The 23,227-nt window shown below is 35.4% G+C and carries 15 protein-coding genes; 1 reads left to right on the plus strand and 14 read right to left on the minus strand.

Annotated features, from left to right (window positions below):
* Window positions 1–95: 95 nt before the first annotated feature.
* The 10 genes from J2Y38_RS17170 to J2Y38_RS17215 all read right to left on the minus strand — a co-directional run bounded on the left by J2Y38_RS17170 (window position 96) and on the right by J2Y38_RS17215 (window position 16,638).
* Window positions 96–1,445, minus strand: a complete 1,350-nt coding sequence (locus J2Y38_RS17170; RefSeq protein WP_309844894.1) for a glycoside hydrolase family 28 protein — start codon at window positions 1,443–1,445, stop codon at window positions 96–98.
* Between the two features lie 102 nt (window positions 1,446–1,547).
* Entirely contained in the window at window positions 1,548–3,557 is a 2,010-nt protein-coding gene (gene pelA / locus J2Y38_RS17175; protein ID WP_309844896.1) for a pectate lyase, read from the minus strand.
* A 249-nt stretch (window positions 3,558–3,806) separates the two neighbouring features.
* Entirely contained in the window at window positions 3,807–5,402 is a 1,596-nt protein-coding gene (locus J2Y38_RS17180; protein WP_309844898.1) for a glycoside hydrolase 43 family protein, read from the minus strand.
* Window positions 5,403–5,689: 287 nt separating this feature from the next.
* A complete protein-coding gene (locus J2Y38_RS17185; protein WP_309844901.1) occupies window positions 5,690–6,910 on the minus strand; it encodes a glycoside hydrolase family 88 protein in 1,221 nt (406 codons plus the stop codon).
* Between the two features lie 22 nt (window positions 6,911–6,932).
* On the minus strand, window positions 6,933–8,123 hold the full coding sequence (locus J2Y38_RS17190; RefSeq protein ID WP_309844903.1) for a glycoside hydrolase family 88 protein: 1,191 nt from the start codon (window positions 8,121–8,123) through the stop codon (window positions 6,933–6,935).
* Between the two features lie 234 nt (window positions 8,124–8,357).
* Entirely contained in the window at window positions 8,358–9,323 is a 966-nt protein-coding gene (locus J2Y38_RS17195) for a DUF4861 family protein (RefSeq protein ID WP_309844905.1), read from the minus strand.
* A gap of 11 nt (window positions 9,324–9,334) precedes the next feature.
* On the minus strand, window positions 9,335–10,270 hold the full coding sequence (locus J2Y38_RS17200; RefSeq protein ID WP_309844908.1) for an alpha/beta hydrolase: 936 nt from the start codon (window positions 10,268–10,270) through the stop codon (window positions 9,335–9,337).
* 103 nt (window positions 10,271–10,373) lie between these two features.
* On the minus strand, window positions 10,374–12,047 hold the full coding sequence (locus J2Y38_RS17205) for a RagB/SusD family nutrient uptake outer membrane protein (protein WP_309844912.1): 1,674 nt from the start codon (window positions 12,045–12,047) through the stop codon (window positions 10,374–10,376).
* Window positions 12,048–12,059: 12 nt separating this feature from the next.
* A complete protein-coding gene (locus J2Y38_RS17210; RefSeq protein ID WP_309844915.1) occupies window positions 12,060–15,164 on the minus strand; it encodes a TonB-dependent receptor in 3,105 nt (1,034 codons plus the stop codon).
* A gap of 43 nt (window positions 15,165–15,207) precedes the next feature.
* Window positions 15,208–16,638 carry a glycoside hydrolase family 28 protein gene (locus tag J2Y38_RS17215; RefSeq protein WP_309844918.1) on the minus strand — a complete coding sequence of 477 codons (1,431 nt, stop codon included), beginning with the start codon at window positions 16,636–16,638 and terminating at the stop codon, window positions 15,208–15,210.
* A gap of 290 nt (window positions 16,639–16,928) precedes the next feature.
* On the opposite strand from J2Y38_RS17215, the gene J2Y38_RS17220 reads away from it, so the two are divergent.
* Window positions 16,929–17,957 carry a LacI family DNA-binding transcriptional regulator gene (locus J2Y38_RS17220; RefSeq protein WP_309844920.1) on the plus strand — a complete coding sequence of 343 codons (1,029 nt, stop codon included), beginning with the start codon at window positions 16,929–16,931 and terminating at the stop codon, window positions 17,955–17,957.
* A 224-nt stretch (window positions 17,958–18,181) separates the two neighbouring features.
* On the opposite strand, the gene J2Y38_RS17225 is transcribed toward J2Y38_RS17220, so the two are convergent.
* From J2Y38_RS17225 to J2Y38_RS17240, 4 genes are all read right to left on the minus strand, one after another.
* The gene (locus J2Y38_RS17225) at window positions 18,182–19,804 is read right to left on the minus strand and encodes an altronate dehydratase family protein (RefSeq protein WP_309844924.1); all 1,623 of its coding nucleotides are present in this window, start codon (window positions 19,802–19,804) and stop codon (window positions 18,182–18,184) included.
* Between the two features lie 48 nt (window positions 19,805–19,852).
* Window positions 19,853–21,301 carry a tagaturonate reductase gene (locus J2Y38_RS17230; RefSeq protein WP_309844926.1) on the minus strand — a complete coding sequence of 483 codons (1,449 nt, stop codon included), beginning with the start codon at window positions 21,299–21,301 and terminating at the stop codon, window positions 19,853–19,855.
* A 206-nt stretch (window positions 21,302–21,507) separates the two neighbouring features.
* Complete coding sequence (locus tag J2Y38_RS17235; RefSeq protein ID WP_309844928.1) at window positions 21,508–22,176, minus strand: bifunctional 4-hydroxy-2-oxoglutarate aldolase/2-dehydro-3-deoxy-phosphogluconate aldolase; 669 nt, start codon at window positions 22,174–22,176, stop codon at window positions 21,508–21,510.
* A gap of 12 nt (window positions 22,177–22,188) precedes the next feature.
* Window positions 22,189–23,211, minus strand: a complete 1,023-nt coding sequence (locus J2Y38_RS17240) for a sugar kinase (protein WP_309844930.1) — start codon at window positions 23,209–23,211, stop codon at window positions 22,189–22,191.
* Window positions 23,212–23,227 lie beyond the last annotated feature (16 nt).

Below are 23,227 nucleotides of genomic sequence, written 5' to 3' on the forward strand. Positions count from 1 at the left end.
TTTACACCTATCAATTCTAAATAGACGCACTGCTGTGCGTCCCTACAGAAAAAACCTTTGTCCCTTTGAACCTCTGCCCCTTTGAACCTAAAAAATTACGGTTTCGAAACCGCCGTTGGTACTGTTGCCCTTTGTCCTATAAAAACATCTGTCATCAAAACATTTTCGGCATTTTCGTTGGAGAGGGCATTTTTTGCTTCTTTGATTTCTATATTTTTCAGTGAGATGTTTTTGATTTTTTTATCGGGGAAACCCTGAATTACAATTCCGGACTCTGATGCTTTATTACAAGTAATATTCGAGAATGAAATATTGGATATATCCGATTGAAATCCTTTCCCTTCACCATGATAATTGGCTGTAATATAAATACAGTCTTCAACCTGATCCAATTGAATATTTCGAACAAATATATTTTTGATAAAACCGCCTCTATCGGCATTGGTTTTTAGATAAATGCCTCTTTTTAAGTATCCGATAGTTTTGCAGTTTTCCACAAAAACATTTTGAACTCCGGCAGACATTTCGCTGCCAATTACTACGCCGTGAAGTCCTTTAAAATTACAGTTTCTAATGATTATATTTTCACTTGGAGTCGCTGTATTGGCTCTTCCTTCGTGATCTCGTCCTGCTTTTATGGCAACGTTGTCATCGCCATTATTAAAGGTTACATTTTCGATTAAAACATCTTTAGCATATTCAGGGTCGATTCCGTCGTTATTGTGATTTAAAGATTTATAACTGATACCGCGAATGGTTATACTTTGCGATTTTAAAAGATGCAGACACCAAAACGGCGAATTTTCGATTCTCACATTTTCGACCAATATAGTTGCACAATTCAAAAACTGAATCATCTGCGGGCGCAGGAAATAACTTTCGCCAAACTTTCTGTCTTTCAACGGAATATTATTGTGATTCATTTCACGGCTTAAATCCTTGCCCGGACCTTCTTTTGCTTTAAAACTTTTCCATATTTTTCCTCCTTCTCCATCAATTGTTCCTTCTCCCGTTATGGCAATATTAGTACATTCATTTGCGTATATAAGCGGACTATAATTATACAACATGGTTCCTTCCCAGCTTGTTAAAACCATTGGAAGATAGTCCTGTGGATTGTCGCTAAATTTGATCTTTGCTCCTTTTTCGATTTTCAGGTTTACATGGCTAACAAAATGGATTGGTCCGTTTATTTTATAGATTCCTTTTGGGACAATAATAGTTCCGCCATTATTTTTTTTGCATAAAGCCATCGCTTTATCAAAAACAGTTTTGTTGTTTGTAATTGAATCTTCTTTTGCTCCTAATTTTAAGATATTTACCTGATAAGCAGGAAAAACAGGAAGCTGGATTCTGTTCACGATCGAATCGATTTTCGCCGTTGGAAAATCATTGTTCTGAGCAAAAGAACTGAAACTGATTAGTAATAGGATAAGATATTTCATTTTTTTTAGGTTCTAAGGTGCTGAGTTTTTGAGATACTGAGGTTCTAAGATGCTAAGATTCTAAGCTTTGTGTAATTCTTAGTTTCTTAGAATCTAAGCGCCTTAGTAACTTTTGTACCAATCTTGTACCGTATCTTTTAGAATATTTTCTATCGAATATTGATCTGCTTCTGATTTAATAAGCTGATGTGACCATGGTACTCTTTTGGATGGCTGAAATCCTTCTCCGCTGTTATTGTATTCGGCATAAAAGGCATTTTTCTCCGCATCTGGTTTTGACCAGTTTTCCCAGCCTTCGGGTTTTATATGCTTTCCTAATTCGCAGTTTATGTAAACTGTTTTGGCATAAATACGCCAAGGTCTTCCTAAATAAACGGCATTGGCAGAAGGTTCTGCTGTTAGTTTACAATTTTTAAAAACAAAACCGTACGCTGTTCCTTCGGGAGTTGAAGCGGCTGTTACATAGGAACTTTTAATACTGTGAATCACACAGTTTTCAAATAATGCTGTTGCACCTCCAAAAATAAAATCGGTTGTTCCTTCTATATAACAGTCTTTAAAATATTGCTTGGCATTTTTTCCAGATAAATAAAGGGTGTCCTGATTCCCTAAAATAATACAATTTGAAATTTTAATCCGATTGCTTACCACTGATAATGCAATTGCCTGACCTTTATCTCCGGAAGCATTTTGAATCGTTAAATTTGATGCCGAAAAATCGTCTGCTTCTACTAAAAGGGTTGAAGTATAAAAGGTGCTGTTGCGTCCTAAATTGATCTTCGAAAAATTATCATCAAAAGTAATAATGGTGTTTTGTTTACTTTCTCCCAATAAAATCAAATTGGTGTTCCATTCCGGGATTCTAACTTTTTCTTTATAGGTTCCGTTTTTTATAAAGATGGTCACTTTTTCATATGGAAATGAAGGACTTGCATAAATGGCATCTTGTATTTTTGTAAAGTCGCCGGAACCGTCCTGAGCAACAGTTAAAAAGTTAGTTTTTTTTTTCTCTGATGCTGTTTCCGAAACTTTTATTCCATTTTTAACTGCCCACGAATCGTATTTTTTCAAAACTTCTTTTGGTTCGTCTGTGTACCAGGCGTAACCATTTCTTCGTTCTGCGCCTATTTCATCTAATGATTTCTTTTTGATTCCGTCACGATCGCTAAAGAAAGGTTCGTTATTGTCCAGTTCCATAAATCTCGCCCAGATTGGTGATGCATTTTGAACCGGAATCATTTTTTTGTCGATAATTTTTCCAGCGTCATTTAAAACACGTTTCTCTTCCAGATTCGTGATTTTCGTTTTTTCAAACCAGATATTGGCACTTTTTACAGCAGTAATTATTTCTGAAGAAGGTTTTTGAATTGACATTAAAAGCAAAACAATTTTAGCCGATTCTTTTCCGCTAAGCGAAGGAAGTTCATACGCTCTGGCCTTTGCCGGAAGTAAAGTAACCTCATCATGCTGTGCGCACCAGGCCGTTAAAACTCCGTTTTGTTTGTATTGTGTTTTGATAATGCAGTCGATACCTTTATTAAAAGCTGTTTTAGTTTTGGCAACAATTTCTTTTGATGGTTTAATACTGTAAAAATCAGTTTCTTCAGCCACTTCTTTCATCACATTTAAAATGCGCACCATCGAATCGTCATTGTACGTTATATGTGTGTAATATCCTTTTTTTAAGGGATAAAACTGAGGCCAGCCGCCGTTTGCATATTGTGCTTCTAATAAATAATTTAAACCTTTTAAAAAGGATTCTTTATAACGTTCGTCTTTTACCTGCGCATACATTTTCGACATAAAAAGCATTTCCTGAGTAGTTGCTCCATTATCTGTCGTGGTTTCTTTTGTGGTTTTCTTTATCTCCAATAAATCTTTTTTCTGTGAAGTAGTCAGCTCATTCTGCATTTGAATGTTCTTTGGCCAGCCGCCAATATCTCTTTGATAAAGCAAAACATTTTCGGCAATCTTTTTTGCTTCTTCTGTTCCAAACCAGGACGCATCATTTTTACGAATAATATCCGGCCAGTTTTTATTTGTATTTTGAGCCTTAACTGCAAAACTAAAACCAACAATAAAAAGCAGTATTATTTTTTTTAACTGAATCATTTTATTTTCTTTTACAATAATCATCTGTATTTTTTTATTTGCATCAACGGAATGAAAACTTAATTTTTTACACCAAAAAAATTTAAAACTTATTTTTTTGTAAGAAAAAACATTTAAACACTATTTTTAGCTGTTAATTTATATTCAAATGTGTTGTGATATTATTTTTTTAAATTCTTTCATTATATCTCATTTATTGAGCCCATTTTTTCTTCTGAAAAATTATTTTTTTTAGAATTTGATGCTTTTTCATTTTGTAATTCTAAACCAATCGACAGCTGCATTTCCTGAATCGTTTGTTATTTTTTCGCCTAAAGCAAAAAGTCCAATCTTGGCTCCAATCCATTTTCCTTCTTTCGAAATAAAATCAGTTCCTATTGCCTGATAGTTTTTATCGTCTAAACTGTAAAAGAAACTGCATACTCCGCCTTTCTTAATTTTAACATTTAAATAAATAGTATGGTTAGCAATTAAAATAGGTTTTGTTTCTGTTTCTGAAACAGTTTTATTGAATGTCCCTGTTTTTTGGTTTAGATATAATTTTCCTTCTACATTTTTAAAATTCAAATAACTGTAATCCAATCCCATGATAATTAGTCCGGTCGATTCTCCATTTAATCGTGTATTGAAAGTTATTTTGGCTGTAGCCGAAAATTCTTCTGCAGGAAACTTTTGAAGAAGCAAATTCGGAGCATCAAATATTTTATTATCCTTGATTGTTGTTACGCAAAATAAATTCAGATATCCCATACTAGTAGGGAAACCCCAATTGATCTGCGAATTGGCTTGCCACTGCCATTGTAAACCTAATTTTGGTTCGTTAAATTCATCTGAAGTCGCCGGATTTTCAATTGGATATTTTTTGCCGACATTTGGTTTTTTAAATGTTGTAACCGGTTCGCCTATTCCGTTTTTATCAAAATCCTGCCCCATAACCGGCCAGTCGTTTTCCCATTTCATAGGCTGCAAATGCACAATTCTCCCGTACGCGCCTTTGTCCTGAAAATGAATAAACCAATCTTCACCCGTTTGTGTCTGCACCCACGCGCCCTGATGCGGGCCGTTTATTTGGGTTGATCCCTGTTCTAAAACTTTTTTCTTTTCATAAGGGCCAAAAACATTTTTAGATCTTAAAATAGTCTGCCAGCCAGTAGGAACGCCGCCTGCCGGAGCAAAAATGTAATAGTAATTATTTCGTTTGTAGAATTTTGGACCTTCAATTGTACCTTCACTTTCATGTCCATCAATCACCATAACCTCATCATTATTAGCGATTGTTCCTTCTGCATTCATGGTGCAGACAACTAATAAACTTTTAATCTGCGCACGGCTTCCTGCAAACGCATGTGCTAAATATACTTTTCCGTCATCATCCCAAAGCGGACTCGGATCAATCAATCCTTTTCCTGCTTTTACCAAAAGTGGTTCTGACCAAGGCCCTTCGGCTTTTTTAGCTTTTATCATGTAAATCCCGAAATCAGGATCTGGATAATAAATATAAAATTCGTTGTTATGAAAAGTAATACTTGGTGCCCAAACTCCATTTCCGTGCTGTACTTTATCATACGTTTCAAAAGGCGGTTGTTTTGGCAGCGCGTAACTTAAAATTTTCCAGTTTACCAAATCCTTAGAATGCAGAATCGGAAGCCCTGGAATACAGTTAAAAGACGATGCCGTCATATAAAAATCATCTCCAACCCTTACAACATCAGGGTCTGAATAATCAGCATGAATGATAGGATTGGTATACGTTCCGTCCCCATTATCCGGTGTCCAGACTTGTGCCGAATTTTTCTCAATAGAGAAAACGGAAAGGAGAAGGAAAATGATTTTTATTTTTTTCATTTTTGTTTTGTTTTGCTTTTTTGTCATTTCGACGAAAGGAGAAATCGCACAAGAAAATCCATTCCTATTGTCGTCAATCTTTGTCGAATTCCGAGTGCGATTTCTCGTTCCTCGAAATGACAAACTATGTGTTTTAAACCCGACAGGTTTTAAAAACCTGTCGGGTTTCTATCGTGATTTGCAATTGGAGTTTCTTTGAGGAATTACTTTGCGATGCTTCGACTTCGCTCAGCAAGACAAAGCGAGCCTTCACTCATAATTCACAATTAACAATTAACAATTAATTCCTATCTATTCAGCTCCAAAGCAGCCAAAATAAAAGGCCCTGTCGCTTTAGGATCGTTATCTTTTTTCTTTTCGTTTACGTAATATTCATAAGAACCATCACGATATGGAGTTCCGCCTAAACCTGCAACCTGACAACAGTTTGTTAAAGTAATTCCGCCGTCTTCGTCAACTTTTTTGATTAAGATTTTAGTCAATCCATCGAAAGCTTTGTTTGCTAATTTTTTATACTTTGCCGGTAAATATCCTTTGTTTGCCCCTTTTGCGAAAGCATAAGTAAACATTGCAGATCCCGAAGCTTCTAAATAATTTCCTTTTTCTCCGCCTTTATCTGTAACCTGATACCACAATCCAGATTTATCCTGATATTTAGCCAAAGCCGCAGAAGCATTGTTTAAATATTTAATTAATTCTGCTCTTTTTGGATGGTCTTTTGGCATATAATCCAGAACATCAACCAATGCCATTACGTACCAGCCTAAAGCTCTGGACCAAAAGTTTGGTGAATTTCCTGTTTCTTTATTTGCCCAAGGCATTGCTTTGCTTTCGTCCCAGCCGTGATACAATAATCCTGTTTTTGGATCGGTTGCATGAAGCTGAATCAACTCAAATTGTTTTGCGATATCATCAAAACTTTTTCCGTTTTCAAATGTTGCTGTGTATTGTGCGTAGAAAGGTTCTCCCATATATAAACCGTCTAACCACATTTGGTTTGGATAAATTTGTTTGTGCCAGAAACCACCGCTTGCCGTACGTGGCTGTTCTGCTAATTGCTTGCGAACTAATTGCATTGCTTTTAAGTATTTATCCTGTTTTGATTCTGCATAAATATCAAAAAGCAAACGTCCTGGAACAACTAAGTCAATGTTGTATTTATCAAATTCATAGGTTTTAATACTTCCGTCTTCTTGTACCAATTCATCAACATAACCTCTTACATAAGCTTTGTAACGCGGATCTGGATTTTTCTTGTACAATTCTTCTATCGAATGTAAAACTAAGGCATGAACATAATCCCATTTTGGTTTTTTAGAATCGTCAAGCATATAACTTTCCGGATGACGTTTCATTAAGGTTAAAGCCATTTTATCTGACCATTTCATGTCTTTAGAAATCACAATTTCTTTTTTTGCAGGTTCTTGCGAAATTGCTTTACAGCCTGTTAAAGCGATAGCACAAACTAATAAAACCGACATAAAACTTTGTTTCCTAGTATTTTTCATTTCAAAATATATTTTAATTCTATTATTTTTCTAATTCAATTGAAGCCAGTAAAAATGCTCCTAAGCCTATTGCCCCATTCTCTTTTGTTTTGGCAATAAGATAATAATCATTAGTGCCGTCCCTAAAAGGTTTTCCTCCTAAACCTACATTTGCCGACACATTCAAAATATTTACTTCTCCTTTTTTATCAACCTTAACAAACTCTTTTACAAAACTGTCAAATGATTTCTTTGCTGTTTTTTTATAACTCGAAGACAGATATCCTTTGCGTGCTCCTTTTGCAAAAGCATAAATAATCATTCCTGAACCAGATGGTTCTGTATAATTGGCATATAACTGCGTTTTATCTGCCACTTGGTACCATAATCCTGTATCACTTTTGTATTGATCAACAGCCGCTGCAATTTCATTTAAATACTGAACTAGAACTTTATATTTTGGATGAGATTTTGGAAAATAATCCAGCGTTTCTACCAATGCTGTCACATACCAGCCAATTCCGCGTCCCCAAACCGTTGGCGAAGTTCCGGTTTGTTTGTCAGCCCAGGCAATTTCTTTACTTTCGTCCCAAGCCTGATAAACCAGTCCGCTTTTTTTATCGATCATATGATCGTGAACTAATTCAAATTGTTTTGCAATATCATCTAAGCTTCTTCCTTTTTCATATTTCATAGTAAATTGAGCATAAAAAGGTTCAGCCATATACAAGCCGTCAATCCACATTTGATTCGGATAAATCTGTTTGTGCCAAAATCCACCGCTCGCCGTTCTTGGCTGATTTTCTAACTGATTTCTCAATTTTCCAATAATTTCAAAATAGCGCGAATCCTTTGTTACATCATATAAATTGAACAGCAGTTTCCCCGGATTCAAACAATCAATGTTGTATTCTTTTGTTTCGTATTTTTTAAGATTTCCATCACTGTCAATCATACCGTCAACATAGTTTTTGATATAGTCGAGGTATTTTTTATCCTTTTTTTCCTGATATAATCTCTCAAAACCAGACAATACAAAACCCATTTTGTAATCCCATTTCGGGCTGTCATTTCCGTCTAGTTTCCATGCTTCAGGATATTTGTCCAAAATAGAAAGTGCAGTTCTCTCAGACCATTTTAAATTATCTGGGAGCACATCTTCAGGATTGTTTTGTGCAATTGCAAAAACATGGAGAAGCAGAAATAATAGTACGGCTGTTTTTTTATACTTCATTTTTATATATTTTTTTTTGCCACAGATTTCACAGATTAAATGGATTATTCTATATGTTTAAAATTTGATTCTTACCCTTGCACACAGTTTTGTCATTCCGAGGAACGAGGAATCTCCATAAGAAGCTCCTTCTGCAAATTCGCCAATCTTTGTAGAGTTTCTCGCGGAGATTCCTCGTTCCTCGGAATGACAAAATACGGTGTAAACCTTTTTAGATAAACACATAAAAACAATCTACATCTTCCCTTTTTTATTCAAAACCTCTAATTGTGCGTCTAAATATTTAACGAAATCTTCCTGCGATTTAATACCGTTTTGTTCTTGTTCCCAGGCACCTAAAAGATAAAAAGAATTTGCTTTTGTTGTTGGTTTAAAAACCAATAAATAATCTAAATCCGTATCAGCGATGTTTTCGATTGTGTTTACTTCATAAAAAATACCCAGTCCTAATTTATCTGGAACCAAAGACTGTGTACCATATGTTGCTATATAAGCCCATTTTTTGTTTTTGCTTTCTTTTTTAAGCAATTCCGTATTCTTTTGTTTTACAATTCCGGTACAGATTCCTTTAATTTCTTTTGATGCCTGAATCGTATGTTTTGTATATAACTGATCTGGTTTTATGGTTAAAGTAGAAGTAAAATCAATTTTATCAGATGCTGTTTTCCATCCGTAATAATTCACTTTTACGCCAGATTCGTTGTTTTTATTTTCAACCGTAGCAATTGTAGAATCTACTTCACGAAAATGAAGTTTTTCATTGTTTAAATAACGATCGATAGAACCAATTCCTATTGCTTTTCCGGCTTTTAAAATATCGGCTCCCCAATCACTCATTTCATGATACGAATCAAAATTATCCTGCCCGACTTTTGGCAAAATTATAGCCGATGTTTTCTTTCCAAAAATATCAATTGCATTTCTCCAGTCTAAGTACAAACGGTAACCAATTCGGTTATTTTCCCAGCCCGGGCCTTCGTAACGAATATCAAAAGAATGATCTGTATGTTCTGGTGCCAATTTTAATCTGTCGACGTTTTTAAAAGTAGTTCCGCCAATGTATTTGCGTCCCTCCCAGTGTCCGTCTGTTTTTGCTGAAATTTCAGCATACGTTTTAGCCGTTTTAATATCATATTTTTGAGCATTAACTGATGTAAAACCAATTAAGAATAAAGCTGCGGCTGTAATTTTTGTTTTCATTTTATGGTAAATTATTTGAATATCTTATTTAGAAATTGGACTGTAAAATCGGCTGTTTTATAAAACCAAGGCTCAAAAAACCAAAAAGAATGCGGTGAGTTTTCTAGTGTTTGAACTTCATTATAAATTTTATACTGATTTAAAATCTTTATCATATCATCTCTCCCGGCATGAAACCTGTCAATACTGCTGTTTATAAACAATGTTGGCGGCGTGTTTTTGTCGGTATGGCTTAAAGCCGAAGCATTTTTCCAATTCTCCGGTTTTTCATCATAAGAACCTCCAAGCCAAAACGATGCCATTTCTCCTTCTGAAGATTCCGGATGCCTGAATGCCAAAACGCCGTCTATATCAATAATTGCATTTACTTTTGAAGTTGATTTACTTTGATTTGAAGCATCTTCAAAAGTTGGATTTTCATTTGTTGTACCAATCAAAGCTGCCATCTGCCCGCCCGAAGAACAGCCTAAAACCGCAATTTTGTTTGGGTCTACTTTGAATTTCTTTGCATTATCTTTTATAAATTTAATCGCATTTTTCACATCATAAACTCCGTACGGATATTTTGCTTCGAGTGATAATCTGTATTCTATCGTAAAACAGGAATAACCGTAAGAAGCGATTTCTTCTGCCAAAACGTTCATCTGAGCTTTATCTCCAGATCTCCAGCCTCCGCCATGAATTATAATAACGGCAGGATTTTGCTTTTTTGTGTTATATACAAAAGCATCAAAATGCAAAACTCTTTCGTTCTTTTTAAAATAAATTATATCCTTAATTTGAATCAGATTCTTATGCTTTTCTAAAACCGGAATTGTAATTGACGGATACTTTTTTATCAATTTAGCATACGTGCTTTTTACCGTGTACGACGTGTCGACAGGGTAAGTCTGCTGCGCATTTATCGCGCAGGAAAGCAAGAATAAAATCAATATTATTTTTCGCATTACAATCCTTTTTACTTTTTAGTCAGAAAGGAGTCCGACACTTGGGTCGAACTCCTTCTTAACTTCTTCAAAAAAACAATAGTCTCAAAAAACTAACAAATTACTAATAACCAGGATTCTGAGGAAAATCTTTATTTTGGTTTAAATCCAATGCCACTTGCGGAATTGGTCTTAAAATTTTAAGCTGTCCGCCAACACCAACAAAATTAGCGGCCTTAATTTTATAATTATGAGCCGATGCTCTCGCAACCAATGTTCCCGTACGTTTTAAGTCAAACCAACGCTTATATTCTCCTAACAATTCTCTTCCTCTTTCATCTAAAATATAATCGATATTGAATTCTGCCGCTGTAGCATTTGCAACTCCGGCTCTTCTTCTCACTTCGTTTAAACGGTCTAAACCTGTTCCCGGGTTTCCTGCTTTTAGATACGCTTCGGCAGCGATTAAATACGTTTCTCCCAATCTTGAAACAATAATATCTCTTGTGCTTACAGGCCCTGTACTTGAAGGCGTTGTAGGATCCGGATCATCAAATTTCTTAACCGGAATTGTATAACAATCTAAGTTTTTAATTAAAGTATGCGCCGCAGAATATTCCCCCCAAGGATGATAAACAAACGTTGCCGATTTTCTAGCTGCATTTGCTGTTTCCCAAGCTGTTCTGTCTGCAGGTGTAAACCATTTTGGCTCATAAAAATGTCTCACTTTTAATGAAGCCGGATTTGTACTTCTGTAATATGGATAATACAACACGTTTTTTGTAACGCCGTTTGTAGTTTCCGGGCCTTCCAAAATTTCTGTCATAAAAGTGCCTTCCCATCTTTTGTCTCCTTTTTCATAAAGACCTAAAGCATAATCTGTTGGACATAAATTATAACTTCTTAATGGCGCGCCCGTTTCTGCTCCGCCTAAATACGAACTGAAATAGTAAAACTGATTGTTACCCAATTTTGTTGGGTCTGTACTTGTTGAAGCTTTATCGTATTGAACAGAGAAAATAGTTTCGGCATTTAAGTCGTTTCCAGGTTTAAATAACTGATCAAAAGCAAGTGCTAAAGTTTGTCCGCCAATTGCTGCATCGGCGTAAGCTGCTGCTTTTGCAAAATCATCGGCTTTGCCAAACGTTTCATATCCTCTCGTTAAATACACTTTTGCCAATAAATCATTTACGGCTCTTTTGTTTACTTTTCCGGTTGTGCTGTACGAATTTGTTCCAACACTTGCTAAAGCTGCATCTAAATCTGAAATAATCTGCGTGTAAACTTCTTCAGCCGTATTTCTATGGAAAGACAAAACAGGCGTTGTAATGTTTTCATTTACAATTGGAACGCCGCCGTAAGTCTGAACTAACAAGAAATAAGCCTGCGCTCTTAAAAATTTAGCTTCGCCTACTAAAGTGTTCAAATTAGCTGTTTGTTCTGTTATTGCTGAATAATAAACCGCTTTGTTTACAGATTGAATTAATTGGTAACAAGGTGTATACAAATCTGCAACGTTGTCTGAAGAAGGTATTAAAAGTGCATACTGGCTTAAACCTGCTGGTTCCGGCGTTCTTCCTTCAGCATACATATCGGTTCCTGCTTCAAATAACCACGGATTTCCTCCGTAAATACTTTTAAGCCATGCATAATTTGTATTGATCAATAATTGATATCCTGCTGCGGTTTTATAAGTAGCATCGGCAGGAACATTCGAAAGACTTTCTTCTTCTATATAATTGCTGCATGAATTTAAAGCCATGACAGCAATTCCTAATATTATTATTATTTTTTTCATTTGATATCTTTATTAAAATTTAACACTTAATCCCAATTGCGTTGTTACAGATGCCGGACGGTTTACCCCAAAAGGAGAAGCGGCCCATTCTGGATCATATCCATCAAAATCTGTAAATACAAATGGATCTAAAACATTTACATAAATTCTCAAATTACTGATTTTAAGTCTTTTCAATAATTCTGAATTTAGTGTATAACCTAAAGATATATTTTTGATTTTTACATAAGAAACATCTCTGTAGTACCCAAATAAAGAAGTCCAGTAAGCTCCCGCACCCGTTGCAACCGGACCTGGTCTTGGGTTTGTGTTATTTGCATTGGCTTCGATACCTGTACCGTTTGTTGGAATAAAATAATCCATTGCCAGTTTTTGACGTCCTCTGTCACTTACATCGGCAAAGTTTTGGTGAAATGTACTCAGAACGGTTTGTCCCTGACTTGTCAAAACTGAAAAATTGAAATCAAAATTACCAACAGTCAATTTAGAATATAAACTTCCCTGCCAATCCGGATTTGCGTTTCCAATTACTGTTCTGTCATCCTGATTAAATTTTCCGTCGCCATTTAAATCTTTCGGTCTTGCCTGCCCCGGAGCTTGTCCGTAAGATGCTGCACGTGCTGCTTCGCTTTCCTGCCAAACACCATCGTAAACGTAGTTGTAATTTGGGTTTAGTTCTGAGCCAAGAATTAATTTATTTCCAATATCACTAACTTTGTCCTGATTGTAAATTGACTCTAATTTGTTTACGTTTTTAGTGAAGGTGAAAGTGGTTTCCCAATTTACATTTTCGCTTTTGATATTCTTTGTGGTTAATAAAACCTCGACACCTTTATTGCTTACAGAACCAACGTTTGCAAAAGTATTTTTCCAACCGCTTTCTGCAGGCAATTGCTGTTTGTAGATTAATTTATCTGATAATCTATCGTAAATATCTACACTTCCTGAAATTCTGTTTTTTAAGAAACCGAAATCAAGACCAAAGTTTAGTTCTCGTGTTTTTTCCCAAGTTAAATCCTGATTTGCCAGATTTTCTGACTGCCAGCCCGAAACTACATTGGCTCCGTTTGCATAAAAAGTCTGCTGATTTAATAAAGCCTGAGAAGTGTAAGGCGCTACGTTGTCGTTTCCTGTATAACCTAAACTCGCACGAAGTTTTAAGTCTGAAATTACATTACTGTTTGCCAGAAAAGATTCTTTGCTGATTTTCCATCCTAAAGCTACAGAAGGGAAACTCTGCCATTTATTGCCTTCTGATAAAACAGAGGAACCGTCCCATCTTGAAGAAGCCGTCAATAAATATTTATCTTTAAACGTATAGTTTAAACGAACGGCGTAAGAGCTTAATGTATTTTTTTGATATCCTGAACTGATATTATAACTGGTTTGAACTCCAGATCCCATATTGTTTGATCCTGTATCAAAAGGCTGATTATTAGAATACAAATAAGAAGTTTCATCAACATTTGAGTACAAACTCTGCAATAATAAAACGCTGAAATCGTGAACTTCGGCAAAAGTATGTTTCAAATCAACTTGATTGTCCCAAGTGTAATTGAAGTTGTTGAAGTTTTTTATTGAGGCCGAATTTTTTCCGTTTAAAGTAACTCCGGCATTTGACTGTGCACCATACGCGGCACTTGTAACAGTATTTTCTATTCCGGCAGAAAAAGTGGTTTTAAACGAAAGCCATTTTAAAGCCTGATATTGAAAGAAAACATTTCCAACAGTCTGCCATGTTTTTTCTGTCTGCGAAGAATTAGCAATTTCCATTAACGGATTTACCGCGCTGGTTTTATTAATTGCCCAGGAACCATCAGGATAAGTTAGTTTTCCCGGAAGGAAAAATAACGTTCCAACTTTTTCATTTCCATCGGCATCAACTGCCCACGGCGACATTAATGGACTAAGTCTAAAAGCGTCCTGCATCGCTAAATCACTTCCTAATTGCGTGTCAACACGGGCAATTGTAACGTTTGCACCTGTTGTAAATTTGTCGTTTATTTTATGATTTAATCCTAATTTAAAAGAATATTTATCTGTTCCGTCATTATCGATAAGTCCTTCATCGCTTTGAATTCCGAATCCTAAATTGTAGCTCAACCCAGAATCTGAACGGCCTGTAACATTCAAGTAATTGTTTTGCGTCATTCCGGTTTTTAGAACCGCATCTGCCCAGTCAAAATTGTAACCGTTGTTGGCTCTTGAAACCAATAACGGACTTTGATTTCCGGCCAAAGCTGCAAGCTGTGCAGGAGTCTGAGTTGCCGGAGTTGCGCTCATATAAGCAACCTGGTGAAATTTCCACCATTCTTCTCCGCTCATCATTTTTGGTAATCTCGCCGCTGTTTTTGTTCCGTAAGAAGAATCAAAAGTTACATTGATTCCTGATTTTACGTTGGCACCGCTTTTTGTTGTAACAATAATAACACCGCTGGCTCCTCTTGAACCGTAAATTGCTGCTGATGAAGCATCTTTTAAAACGTCCATTCTGGCAATATCCTGCGGATTTAAAAAGTCAATATTATCAACCGGAACTCCGTCTACAACATATAATGGAGACGATCCTACTAAAGAGTTATTTCCTCTAATAACAACTTTAAATCCGTCGCCGGAACGTCCAGAAGTTGACGAAATCGTAACTCCGGGCGTACTTCCCTGAATGGCTTCAAGCGCACTTGTTGTATTTCGTTCCGTAATCGTTGCCGCACTGATGGTACTTACAGATCCTGTAAGATCTGTTTTCTTAACAGAACCGTACCCAACAACTACAACTTCATTTAATGAATTTGATTGCTCTGCAAGACTTACATTAATTGTTGTTTTTCCGGCTACGCTTACTTCCTGTGTTTGAAAACCTAAATAGCTGATTATTAAAACAGCTTTGCTATTGGTTACATTTATTTTAAAACTTCCTTCAAAATCTGTCGAAGTTCCGTTTTTAGTTCCTTTTTCCTGGATATTAACGCCTGGCAGCGATAATCCTGTTGCATCTGTAATTTTCCCTTCTATTGTTGTAGACTGTGCGTTTATCGTATTGCACAGCAGGAAATTCAGGAAAAATAAAAATACGAGATTGTATTTTGTTTTTTTCTTTAATGGTTGTTTAATTTTCATAAGTGGTTTCGTGGTTTGGTTAAATGTTATAGTTACTAGTTTTTTATTTGTTTACTTTTTTTCCATTTATATAAGTGTTTATAAAATTGATATTCTTCACGTTTTTTAATGAATAAACTGAGTCAGCTTTTTCGATTTTTACATTTTTCAGCGTAATATTTTCTATCGGAGATTCTGGATAACCTTCTGCCAAAACCCCAAATTTTCCGCTGTTTTCTACTGTAATATTTTCAAGATTTATATTTCGTACTGTTGGTATAAAATTTCCGGTTTGCGAGCCATAAACGTTATAAAACATGGTTACGAGCAAAACGCATTCTTTTACTGTTCCTACTTCGAGGTTTCGAACAAAAATATTTTCAATTACGCCTCCTCTTTTTGAATTGGTTTTAATGCGAATGGCACGATCTAAGTTGGGACTGTCCATTACACAATTCTCTACAAAAACATTATTTACTCCGGCTGAAATCTCGCTCCCAATTACCACTCCGCCATGACCGTCAATCATTTTACAGTTTTGAACAATGATGTTTTTACTCGGGATCGCTACTCTACGTCCGTCGGCGTCACGTCCGGCTTTAATGGCAATGCAGTCATCGCCCGTATTAAAAGTGCAGTTTTTGATTATTACATTTTGAGAATATTCAGGATCGCAGCCGTCATTGTTTGGTCCGTGGCTATTTATCGTTACACCGTCAATAATAATATTGTTGGTTTTTATAGGATGAAGAATCCAAAACGGAGAATTGATAACGGTTATGTCTTTTACCAAAACAGTATTACATTCAAAAAACTCAATAAAGTTGGGACGTAAATATCTTCCTTCTCCAAAAATTCTTTCTGAAACTGGAATATTCTTCTCAGCCATATCAACTAAAACTTCACGGTTTGCCGGATCATTTTGAGAAGGAATTCCTTTTTTCCAGCCGTATCCTTTTCCGCCAGACCAAATCCACCAGTTGGTACTGTCTGCCTGACCGTTTAAAGTACCTTTTCCTGTAATAGCAACATTGGTTTTATTTTTAGCGTAAATAAGCGGAGAATAGTTCATTACTTCTGTTCCTTCCCAAGAAGTATGAACGATTGGATAATCTTTTGGATTTAAGCTGAAAAGAATTTCGGCATGATCTTCTAAATGCAGATTTACATTGCTTTCTAAATGAATCGCTCCGGTTAGGTATTTTCCATTTGGAACCAGCACTTTTCCGCCGCCATTTTCTGCACAGGTTTTAATGGCTTTTTCGAAGGCTGAAGTGTTTAAAGTTTTGCCATCTGCAACAGCTCCAAAATCGTTTATATTATAGGTTTTATTCTGAAATTTTGTTTCAGGAAGACTTTTTATGGTCAATTCCATGTTTTTCCACGGATCAGATTCAGAAACAGCTGTAACTTTTTTAGCGCAGGATATGGTCAAAACAACCATTATACTGGCAAAAACAATTGATTTATACGCTATAATCCTGTTTATAATCATTTTTGTGGAGTTTCAGGTAAACATTAAGAAAACATAAATAATCATGTAATCGATTACACGAAAGTAGAAAATATGTTCCACCCAACCAAATTTATTTAGAAATTTATTGTATTTTTAATTTTTATTAAGAATTATAATTACATTTAATGCAAAAATAATTGTAATTTATTATCATTGTAAAATAAAAAACGTTGTAGTAATCTATTATGGTAATCGATAACATTAAATATTAGGTTAACTAAAAAAAATGTATTTTTGTCTAAGAATTTAACTTGTAAAAACCCTTTTTAATGAGCGAAAAAGTAACCATTTATGATATTGCCGAAAAATTAAATATCACTGCAGCTACTGTTTCCAGAGCGTTGAATAACAACCCGAAGATTAAAGAAAGCACTCGTGAGTTGGTTATTAAAACCGCTGCCTCAATGAACTACAAGCAAAACAAACTTGCTTTAGCATTAAAAAGCGGCCGAAGTAACAATATTGGCGTGATTGTACCGCGTATAGACAGTAACTTTTTTGCCTCTGTAATTAGAGGAATTGAAGAAGAACTGCACCCTCATGGTTATCAGGTAATTATTTGCCAGACGCATGAAAGCAAAAAGAGAGAAAACGAAAATTTATATACTTTAATTGATGCTCAGGTTGACGGAATTTTAATGTCTGTAACTGATGTAACTGACGAAAATGATGCTGCATTTCAGTACGTACTTCAAAAAAACGTTCCGCTGATTTTCTTTGACAGAAGCAAACATATTGAAGGTGTTAGTTCTGTAACGATAAACGACTTTAGAGGCGGTTATTTAACGACCAAGCATTTAATTAATGAAGGTTGTAGAAAAATTGCACATTTCTCCGGAGATCAGTCGCTGGAAATATTTAAAAACAGGTTTTTAGGCTACAAACAAGCTTTGTTAGATCACGGAATTGATTTTAAGGAAGAATATGTGATTTATACTAAAAGTGCCGTTGAAGCAGGAAAAGAAGCAGTTGATAAGCTTTTGCAGTTAGAAACGCCGCCGGATGCTATATTTTCTTCAAGTGATTTTGCTGCTTTAGGTGCGATTCAGGAATTAAAAGAACGAAATATCAGTATTCCGAAAGAGTTTTGTGTGGCTGGTTTCAGTAACGAACCTTTCACAAAATTCATGGAATTATCTATAACGTCTGTAGATCAGTCACCGCTTGAAATGGGAAAAATGTCTGCACGCGTTTTCTTAGAACAAGTTGACAAAACAGAAACCATCAAAATCGAAAAAAAGGTAGTCCTCGCACCAGAATTACACATCCGTAAATCATCTTCAAGAAGCACCTTTTAGTTTTTTTTTAAACCATATAAGTTATATAAGTTCATTTTAGAGTATACTTAGAATAAAAAAGCAGCTCCATAAAGAGCTGCTTTTTTATTGCTATGTTTTAAGAATCAAACTTAAATTTACTTATATAACTTATATGGTTAAAAAATAAAAAAAAGACGCACTGCTGTGCGTCTCTACATATAAACCTTTGTCACTTTGTATCTCTGTACCTTTGTAACTAAAAACTAAAGCGATACTCCTCTTTTCCAAGGGATGAAGTCGTTTTGGTTTAATAGTGCTGCTTTTGTTTTGATTGTTCCGCTGGCAACATCAATAATAAACTCTAACATTTCATCTGCCATTTCATCGATTGATTTTTCTCCTGTGATGATTCCTCCGGTATCAATATCGATAATATCCGACATTTTGTTTGCTAATTGTGTGTTAGAAGAAATCTTAACAACCGGCGCAATTGGATTTCCAGTTGGCGTTCCTAAACCTGTTGTAAACAATACCATGTTTGCTCCAGAACCAACCATTGCTGTTGTACATTCAACGTCGTTTCCTGGCGTACAAAGCAAAGTTAAACCTGGTTTAGTGATATATTCCCCGTAATCAAAAACTCCTGTAATAGGCGAAGTTCCACCTTTTTTAGCTGCTCCTGCAGATTTCATTGCATCGGTAATTAGACCGTCTTTAATGTTACCCGGAGAAGGATTCATATCAAATCCTGAACCAGCATCAACAACTGTTTTTTCATACCATTGCATTAAATCTAAGAAACGTTTTCCGCCTTCGTCTTCCACACATCTGTTTACTAATTCCTGTTCTACTCCGCATAATTCAGGGAATTCAGAAAGAATGGTAGTTCCGCCTAAAGCAGCCAATAAATCTGAAGTTACACCTAAAGTTGGGTTTGCAGAAATTCCAGAGAATCCGTCAGATCCACCGCACTCTAAACCAATTCTTAGTTTAGACAATGGAGCTGGTTCTCTTTTTATTTCGTTTGCTTTTTTAATCGCTTCAAAAGTGTCTTTTACTACACTGCTCAACATCGTTTCAATTGTTCCGATAGCTTGTTGATCGTAAATTAAAACAGGTTTTTTGCTGTCTGGATTTATCGCATCAAGAGCATCTTTGAAAATCTGAATTTGAAGATTTTGACATCCTAAACTCAAAACAGTTGCTCCGGCAACGTTTGGATTGTTTACATAACCTGCCAATAATTTAGCCAAACTATGAGAATCCTGACGAATTCCGCCGCAGCCGCCTTGATGCGTAATGAATTTAACTTCGATATTGTTGAATAAGTTAGCATCGTTTGATGCTTCCTGATTTCCGGCACCACCAGTTTCAGATTTTACTAAAGAACGCAATAACAATTGATAATCGTTTTCTTTAGGTTTCATTAATTCTTTCTCAAAAATATCTTTTAAGATTTCGATATTTCTGTTTTCACAAAATACTAACGGAAAGAATAACCAAACGTTTTCAGTACCAACTTGTCCGTCTTCTCTGTGATAACCCTGCCAGGTTCTGTCTTTCCATTTGTCAATGTTTGGAGCAGTCCAGCCAATCGTTTCTGTTTTACCAGTAACTTTATCACTTTCGTGTTTTACATTTTCAGTAGAAAGCAATCCTCCTCTTTCGATTCTTGCACTAGCTTTCCCTACTAAAACTCCGTACATAATGATTCTGTCCCCTACATTAAAAGGAACCATTGCAATCTTATGTTTCATTTTTACATCTGTCTCAACCGTAACTGATTCTCCTTCGAAATCAATTACTTCGCCAGCTGTAAGATTCACCAAAGCAACCGCAACATTGTCGGTTGGGTGAACTTTTATCAATTTTTTCTGCGCTGCCATAATCCTTATTCTTTTTGCTTTTTGCTTTTTGTTTTTTTTTGCTTTTTTTTATTTTATTCTTTCCTGAAACTTGGCAAAACCAGCTTCAATTCCATTTGCATCAATTTCTTCTAAGGCAATTGTAATCGCTTTTATTAAGCCCGAAATTTCAGTTAAATCTTCATCCCAAAAACTTTTGTTTTGCAAAGTAAGTCTCGCTATTTTTTCATAATCATCTGATTTCCATAAACCATCAAAAAACGAAACGATATCTTCACTATCATTTACCGGCAAACTTTGTCCGTTCCAGGTTCCTTTGTAGAAACGAATTAAAGCCGCAAATGCAAAAGTTAAATGAACCGGAAGTGTTTTATGAATATCAACATATCCTGTTAAACTTGGTAAAACACGAACTTTAAATTTCGAAATTGAATTTAAGGCAATTGATGACAATAAATGCTTGATAAACGGGTTTCTGAAACGGTCTAAAATCTCTTCAGAGAAACTTGCCAGTTCTTGTTTATCCATGTTTAAAGTTTCGTTGATTTCTTCAAAAACAGCTTTATTAATGAATTCTCCTGTAAAAGCATTATCAACAGTTTCTTTTACAGTTTCGTTTCCGTAAAGTAATGAAAACGGCACCATTGCAGTGTGCGCTCCATTTAAAATTCTCACCTTACGAGTTCTGTAAGACTGCATATCTTCTACAATTTTTACATCAAGATCTGTTTTTTCAAACGGAAGTTTTGCTTTCAATTCATCATCTCCTTCAATAACCCATAAAAAGAAACTTTCTGCACTTACAATCAAATCGTCTTTGTAATCTAACTGACTGTTGTATTCTTCGATTTGATCTTTTGGATATCCCGGAACGATTCTGTCAACTAATGTATTGTGGAATGAACAGTTGTTTAAAAGCCAGGAAACAAAATCCTGACCTAATTTCCAGTCTGTACAATATTTTAAAATAACTTCTTTTAAAGTATCTGAATTATAATTGATTAACTCACAAGGAATGATTGTTAATCCTTTATCAGCTGCACCATTAAAATGTTTAAATCTTTCATGCAAAAGTACGGTTAATTTTGCAGGGAAAGATACAGGAGGCTGCATTGTAGGCAAGTCTGAAGCAATGTATTCGATACCAGCTTCTGTTGTGTTTGATATAATAAAAGCCAGTTCTTCTTCTTTTGCTAAAGATAAATATTCATCAAAAGAAGCATAAGGATCAACTGCTTTTACAATATTAGTAATCAATTCTTTTTCCTGAATTTCCTCGCCTTTTTTTACACCTTTCATAAACAAAGTGTATAAACCATCCTGTGCATTGATCATATTCACCAACCCTTTATCAATAGGCTGAACAACAGCGATTCCGGCATTAAAATCAGCATTTTGGTTTAATTTCTGAATAGCATATTCTACAAAAGCTCTTAAGAAATTACCTTCTCCAAATTGAACTATTTTAATAGGAAGTCTGTTTGAAAACTCTGAATTTGATCTGTTAATTTTTTCCATTTTAATTTTTGCTTTAAAGTGTTTTAAATAACCACTTAATACCTTATTGACATTTTAATACATTGTAAATGAAACATTACACTCGTAATTAAAATAGATCTTGCTGTGAGGAGTGACAAGATTTATTTTTCAAGCGTAATGCTCAATTACAATCTCTAAAATCTAAAAAAAACGCATAAATAAGGATTGGCATGATTACTCCTTATTTATTTTCTAATATCTTTTATAATGTCAAGAACCTGTTTAACCTTAGTAGTTAAACCATCGAAATCTTTATTGTCTAATATATCTTTTGAAATCAATTGTGATCCTAAACCAACACACGTTGCACCTGCATTCAACCATGAACTCAAACTTTCAACTGTTGGGTAAACTCCTCCTGTAGGCATAATGTTTGTCCATGGGCAAGGACCTTTTATGGCTTTGATAAACTCTGGCCCGTAAATGTCAGCAGGAAATAATTTTACAATTTCACAGCCTAATTCTTCTGCTCTTGCAATTTCAGTAAGTGTTCCGCAGCCTGGCGACCATAATACTTTTCTGCGGTTACAGGCAATTGCAATATCTTCTCTAAATACCGGAGTTACAATAAAATTAGCTCCTAAACTCATATACAATGAAGCCGCAGCAGCATCTGTAATAGATCCAACACCTAAGATCATTCCCGGTAATTCTGCTAAAGCGTATTTATTTAAAGCTCCAAAAACTTCATGTGCAAAGTCACCTCTGCTCGTAAATTCCATTAATCTGGAACCTCCGTCATAACAAGCTTTTAAAACTTTTTTACTTAATTCAATATCCGAATGAAAAAACAGCGGTACCATTCCGTTATCTTTCATTGTCTGCGCAACCTCTATTCTTGAATATTTTGCCATATCTTTAATTAATTATCTTGATACTAATGCAGAACCATCACCATCAATCATATTTTCAACTTCTTTTAAAGTAACCAAATTGTAATCGCCGGCAATTGTGTGTTTTAAACAACAAGCTGCCACGGCAAAATCTAATGCTCTCTGGTTATTATTTTGATATTCTAACAATCCGTAAATCAATCCGCCCATAAAAGCGTCACCGCTTCCTACTCGGTCTACAACTGGCGTAACTTCTTTTACAGCTGCCTGATGAATTGTTTTTCCATCAAATAAAATACCCCCAATTCTTTGGTGTGATGCACTTACAGAATAACGAAGTGTTGTTGCTGCAATTTTTAAATTCGGAATTAACTCAAACAACTTTGAGTATAAAACCGGAAGTGATTCCTGATCCTGATAATTAGGATTTTCCTTTGGAATTCCTAACATGAAATAAGCCGTATCAATGTCTCCTAAAATAACATTGCAATATTTTAGCATTTCCGGCATAACTTCGCTTGGCGTTTTACCGTATTGCCACAATTTTGATCTGTAATTTAAATCGCAGGAAATTTTGATTCCCAATTTGTTAGCCGTTTTAATAGCTTCTAAACAAGCTTCTGCTGCAGTTTGAGAAATAGCTGGTGTAATTCCGCTCCAATGGAACCACTCTGCTCCTTCTAAAACTTTTTCCCAGTTTACCTGACCTTTTTCAATAGTGGCCATGGCGCTGTGTGCACGATCGTAAACAACATTGCTGCCACGTGTTCCGGCTCCTGTCTCCAGAAAATAGATTCCTAAACGATCTCCTCCGTAAACTATGTTTTTGGTTTCGACATTCATTTTTCGCATTTCTTTCAATGCTGATGAACCAATTTCATTTTCAGGTAATCTTGTAACAAATTCGGCATTTACACCATAATTAGCCAAAGAAACACACACATTAAATTCTCCGCCTCCGTACGTAGCACCAAATGCTGTAGATTGCGAAAAACGTAAATGTCTTTCTGTTGATAAACGCAGCATGATTTCTCCAAATGCAACTACTCTACTCATTGATTTTATATTTTTT

It is taken from the genome of Flavobacterium sp. 2755 (assembly GCF_031455715.1).
Taxonomy (GTDB): Bacteria; Bacteroidota; Bacteroidia; order Flavobacteriales; family Flavobacteriaceae; genus Flavobacterium.

Excerpts from the sequence above, each read along its gene's own strand:
- J2Y38_RS17170 (WP_309844894.1), bottom strand. The coding sequence starts at position 1,445 with ATGAAATATCTTATCCTATTACTAATCAGTTTCAGTTCTTTTGCTCAG.
- pelA (WP_309844896.1), bottom strand. The coding sequence starts at position 3,557 with ATGATTCAGTTAAAAAAAATAATACTGCTTTTTATTGTTGGTTTTAGT.
- J2Y38_RS17180 (WP_309844898.1), bottom strand. The coding sequence starts at position 5,402 with ATGAAAAAAATAAAAATCATTTTCCTTCTCCTTTCCGTTTTCTCTATT.
- J2Y38_RS17185 (WP_309844901.1), bottom strand. The coding sequence starts at position 6,910 with ATGAAAAATACTAGGAAACAAAGTTTTATGTCGGTTTTATTAGTTTGT.
- J2Y38_RS17190 (WP_309844903.1), bottom strand. The coding sequence starts at position 8,123 with ATGAAGTATAAAAAAACAGCCGTACTATTATTTCTGCTTCTCCATGTT.
- J2Y38_RS17195 (WP_309844905.1), bottom strand. The coding sequence starts at position 9,323 with ATGAAAACAAAAATTACAGCCGCAGCTTTATTCTTAATTGGTTTTACA.
- J2Y38_RS17200 (WP_309844908.1), bottom strand. The coding sequence starts at position 10,270 with ATGCGAAAAATAATATTGATTTTATTCTTGCTTTCCTGCGCGATAAAT.
- J2Y38_RS17205 (WP_309844912.1), bottom strand. The coding sequence starts at position 12,047 with ATGAAAAAAATAATAATAATATTAGGAATTGCTGTCATGGCTTTAAAT.
- J2Y38_RS17210 (WP_309844915.1), bottom strand. The coding sequence starts at position 15,164 with ATGAAAATTAAACAACCATTAAAGAAAAAAACAAAATACAATCTCGTA.
- J2Y38_RS17215 (WP_309844918.1), bottom strand. The coding sequence starts at position 16,638 with ATGATTATAAACAGGATTATAGCGTATAAATCAATTGTTTTTGCCAGT.
- J2Y38_RS17220 (WP_309844920.1), top strand. The coding sequence starts at position 16,929 with ATGAGCGAAAAAGTAACCATTTATGATATTGCCGAAAAATTAAATATC.
- J2Y38_RS17225 (WP_309844924.1), bottom strand. The coding sequence starts at position 19,804 with ATGGCAGCGCAGAAAAAATTGATAAAAGTTCACCCAACCGACAATGTT.
- J2Y38_RS17230 (WP_309844926.1), bottom strand. The coding sequence starts at position 21,301 with ATGGAAAAAATTAACAGATCAAATTCAGAGTTTTCAAACAGACTTCCT.
- J2Y38_RS17235 (WP_309844928.1), bottom strand. The coding sequence starts at position 22,176 with ATGGCAAAATATTCAAGAATAGAGGTTGCGCAGACAATGAAAGATAAC.
- J2Y38_RS17240 (WP_309844930.1), bottom strand. The coding sequence starts at position 23,211 with ATGAGTAGAGTAGTTGCATTTGGAGAAATCATGCTGCGTTTATCAACA.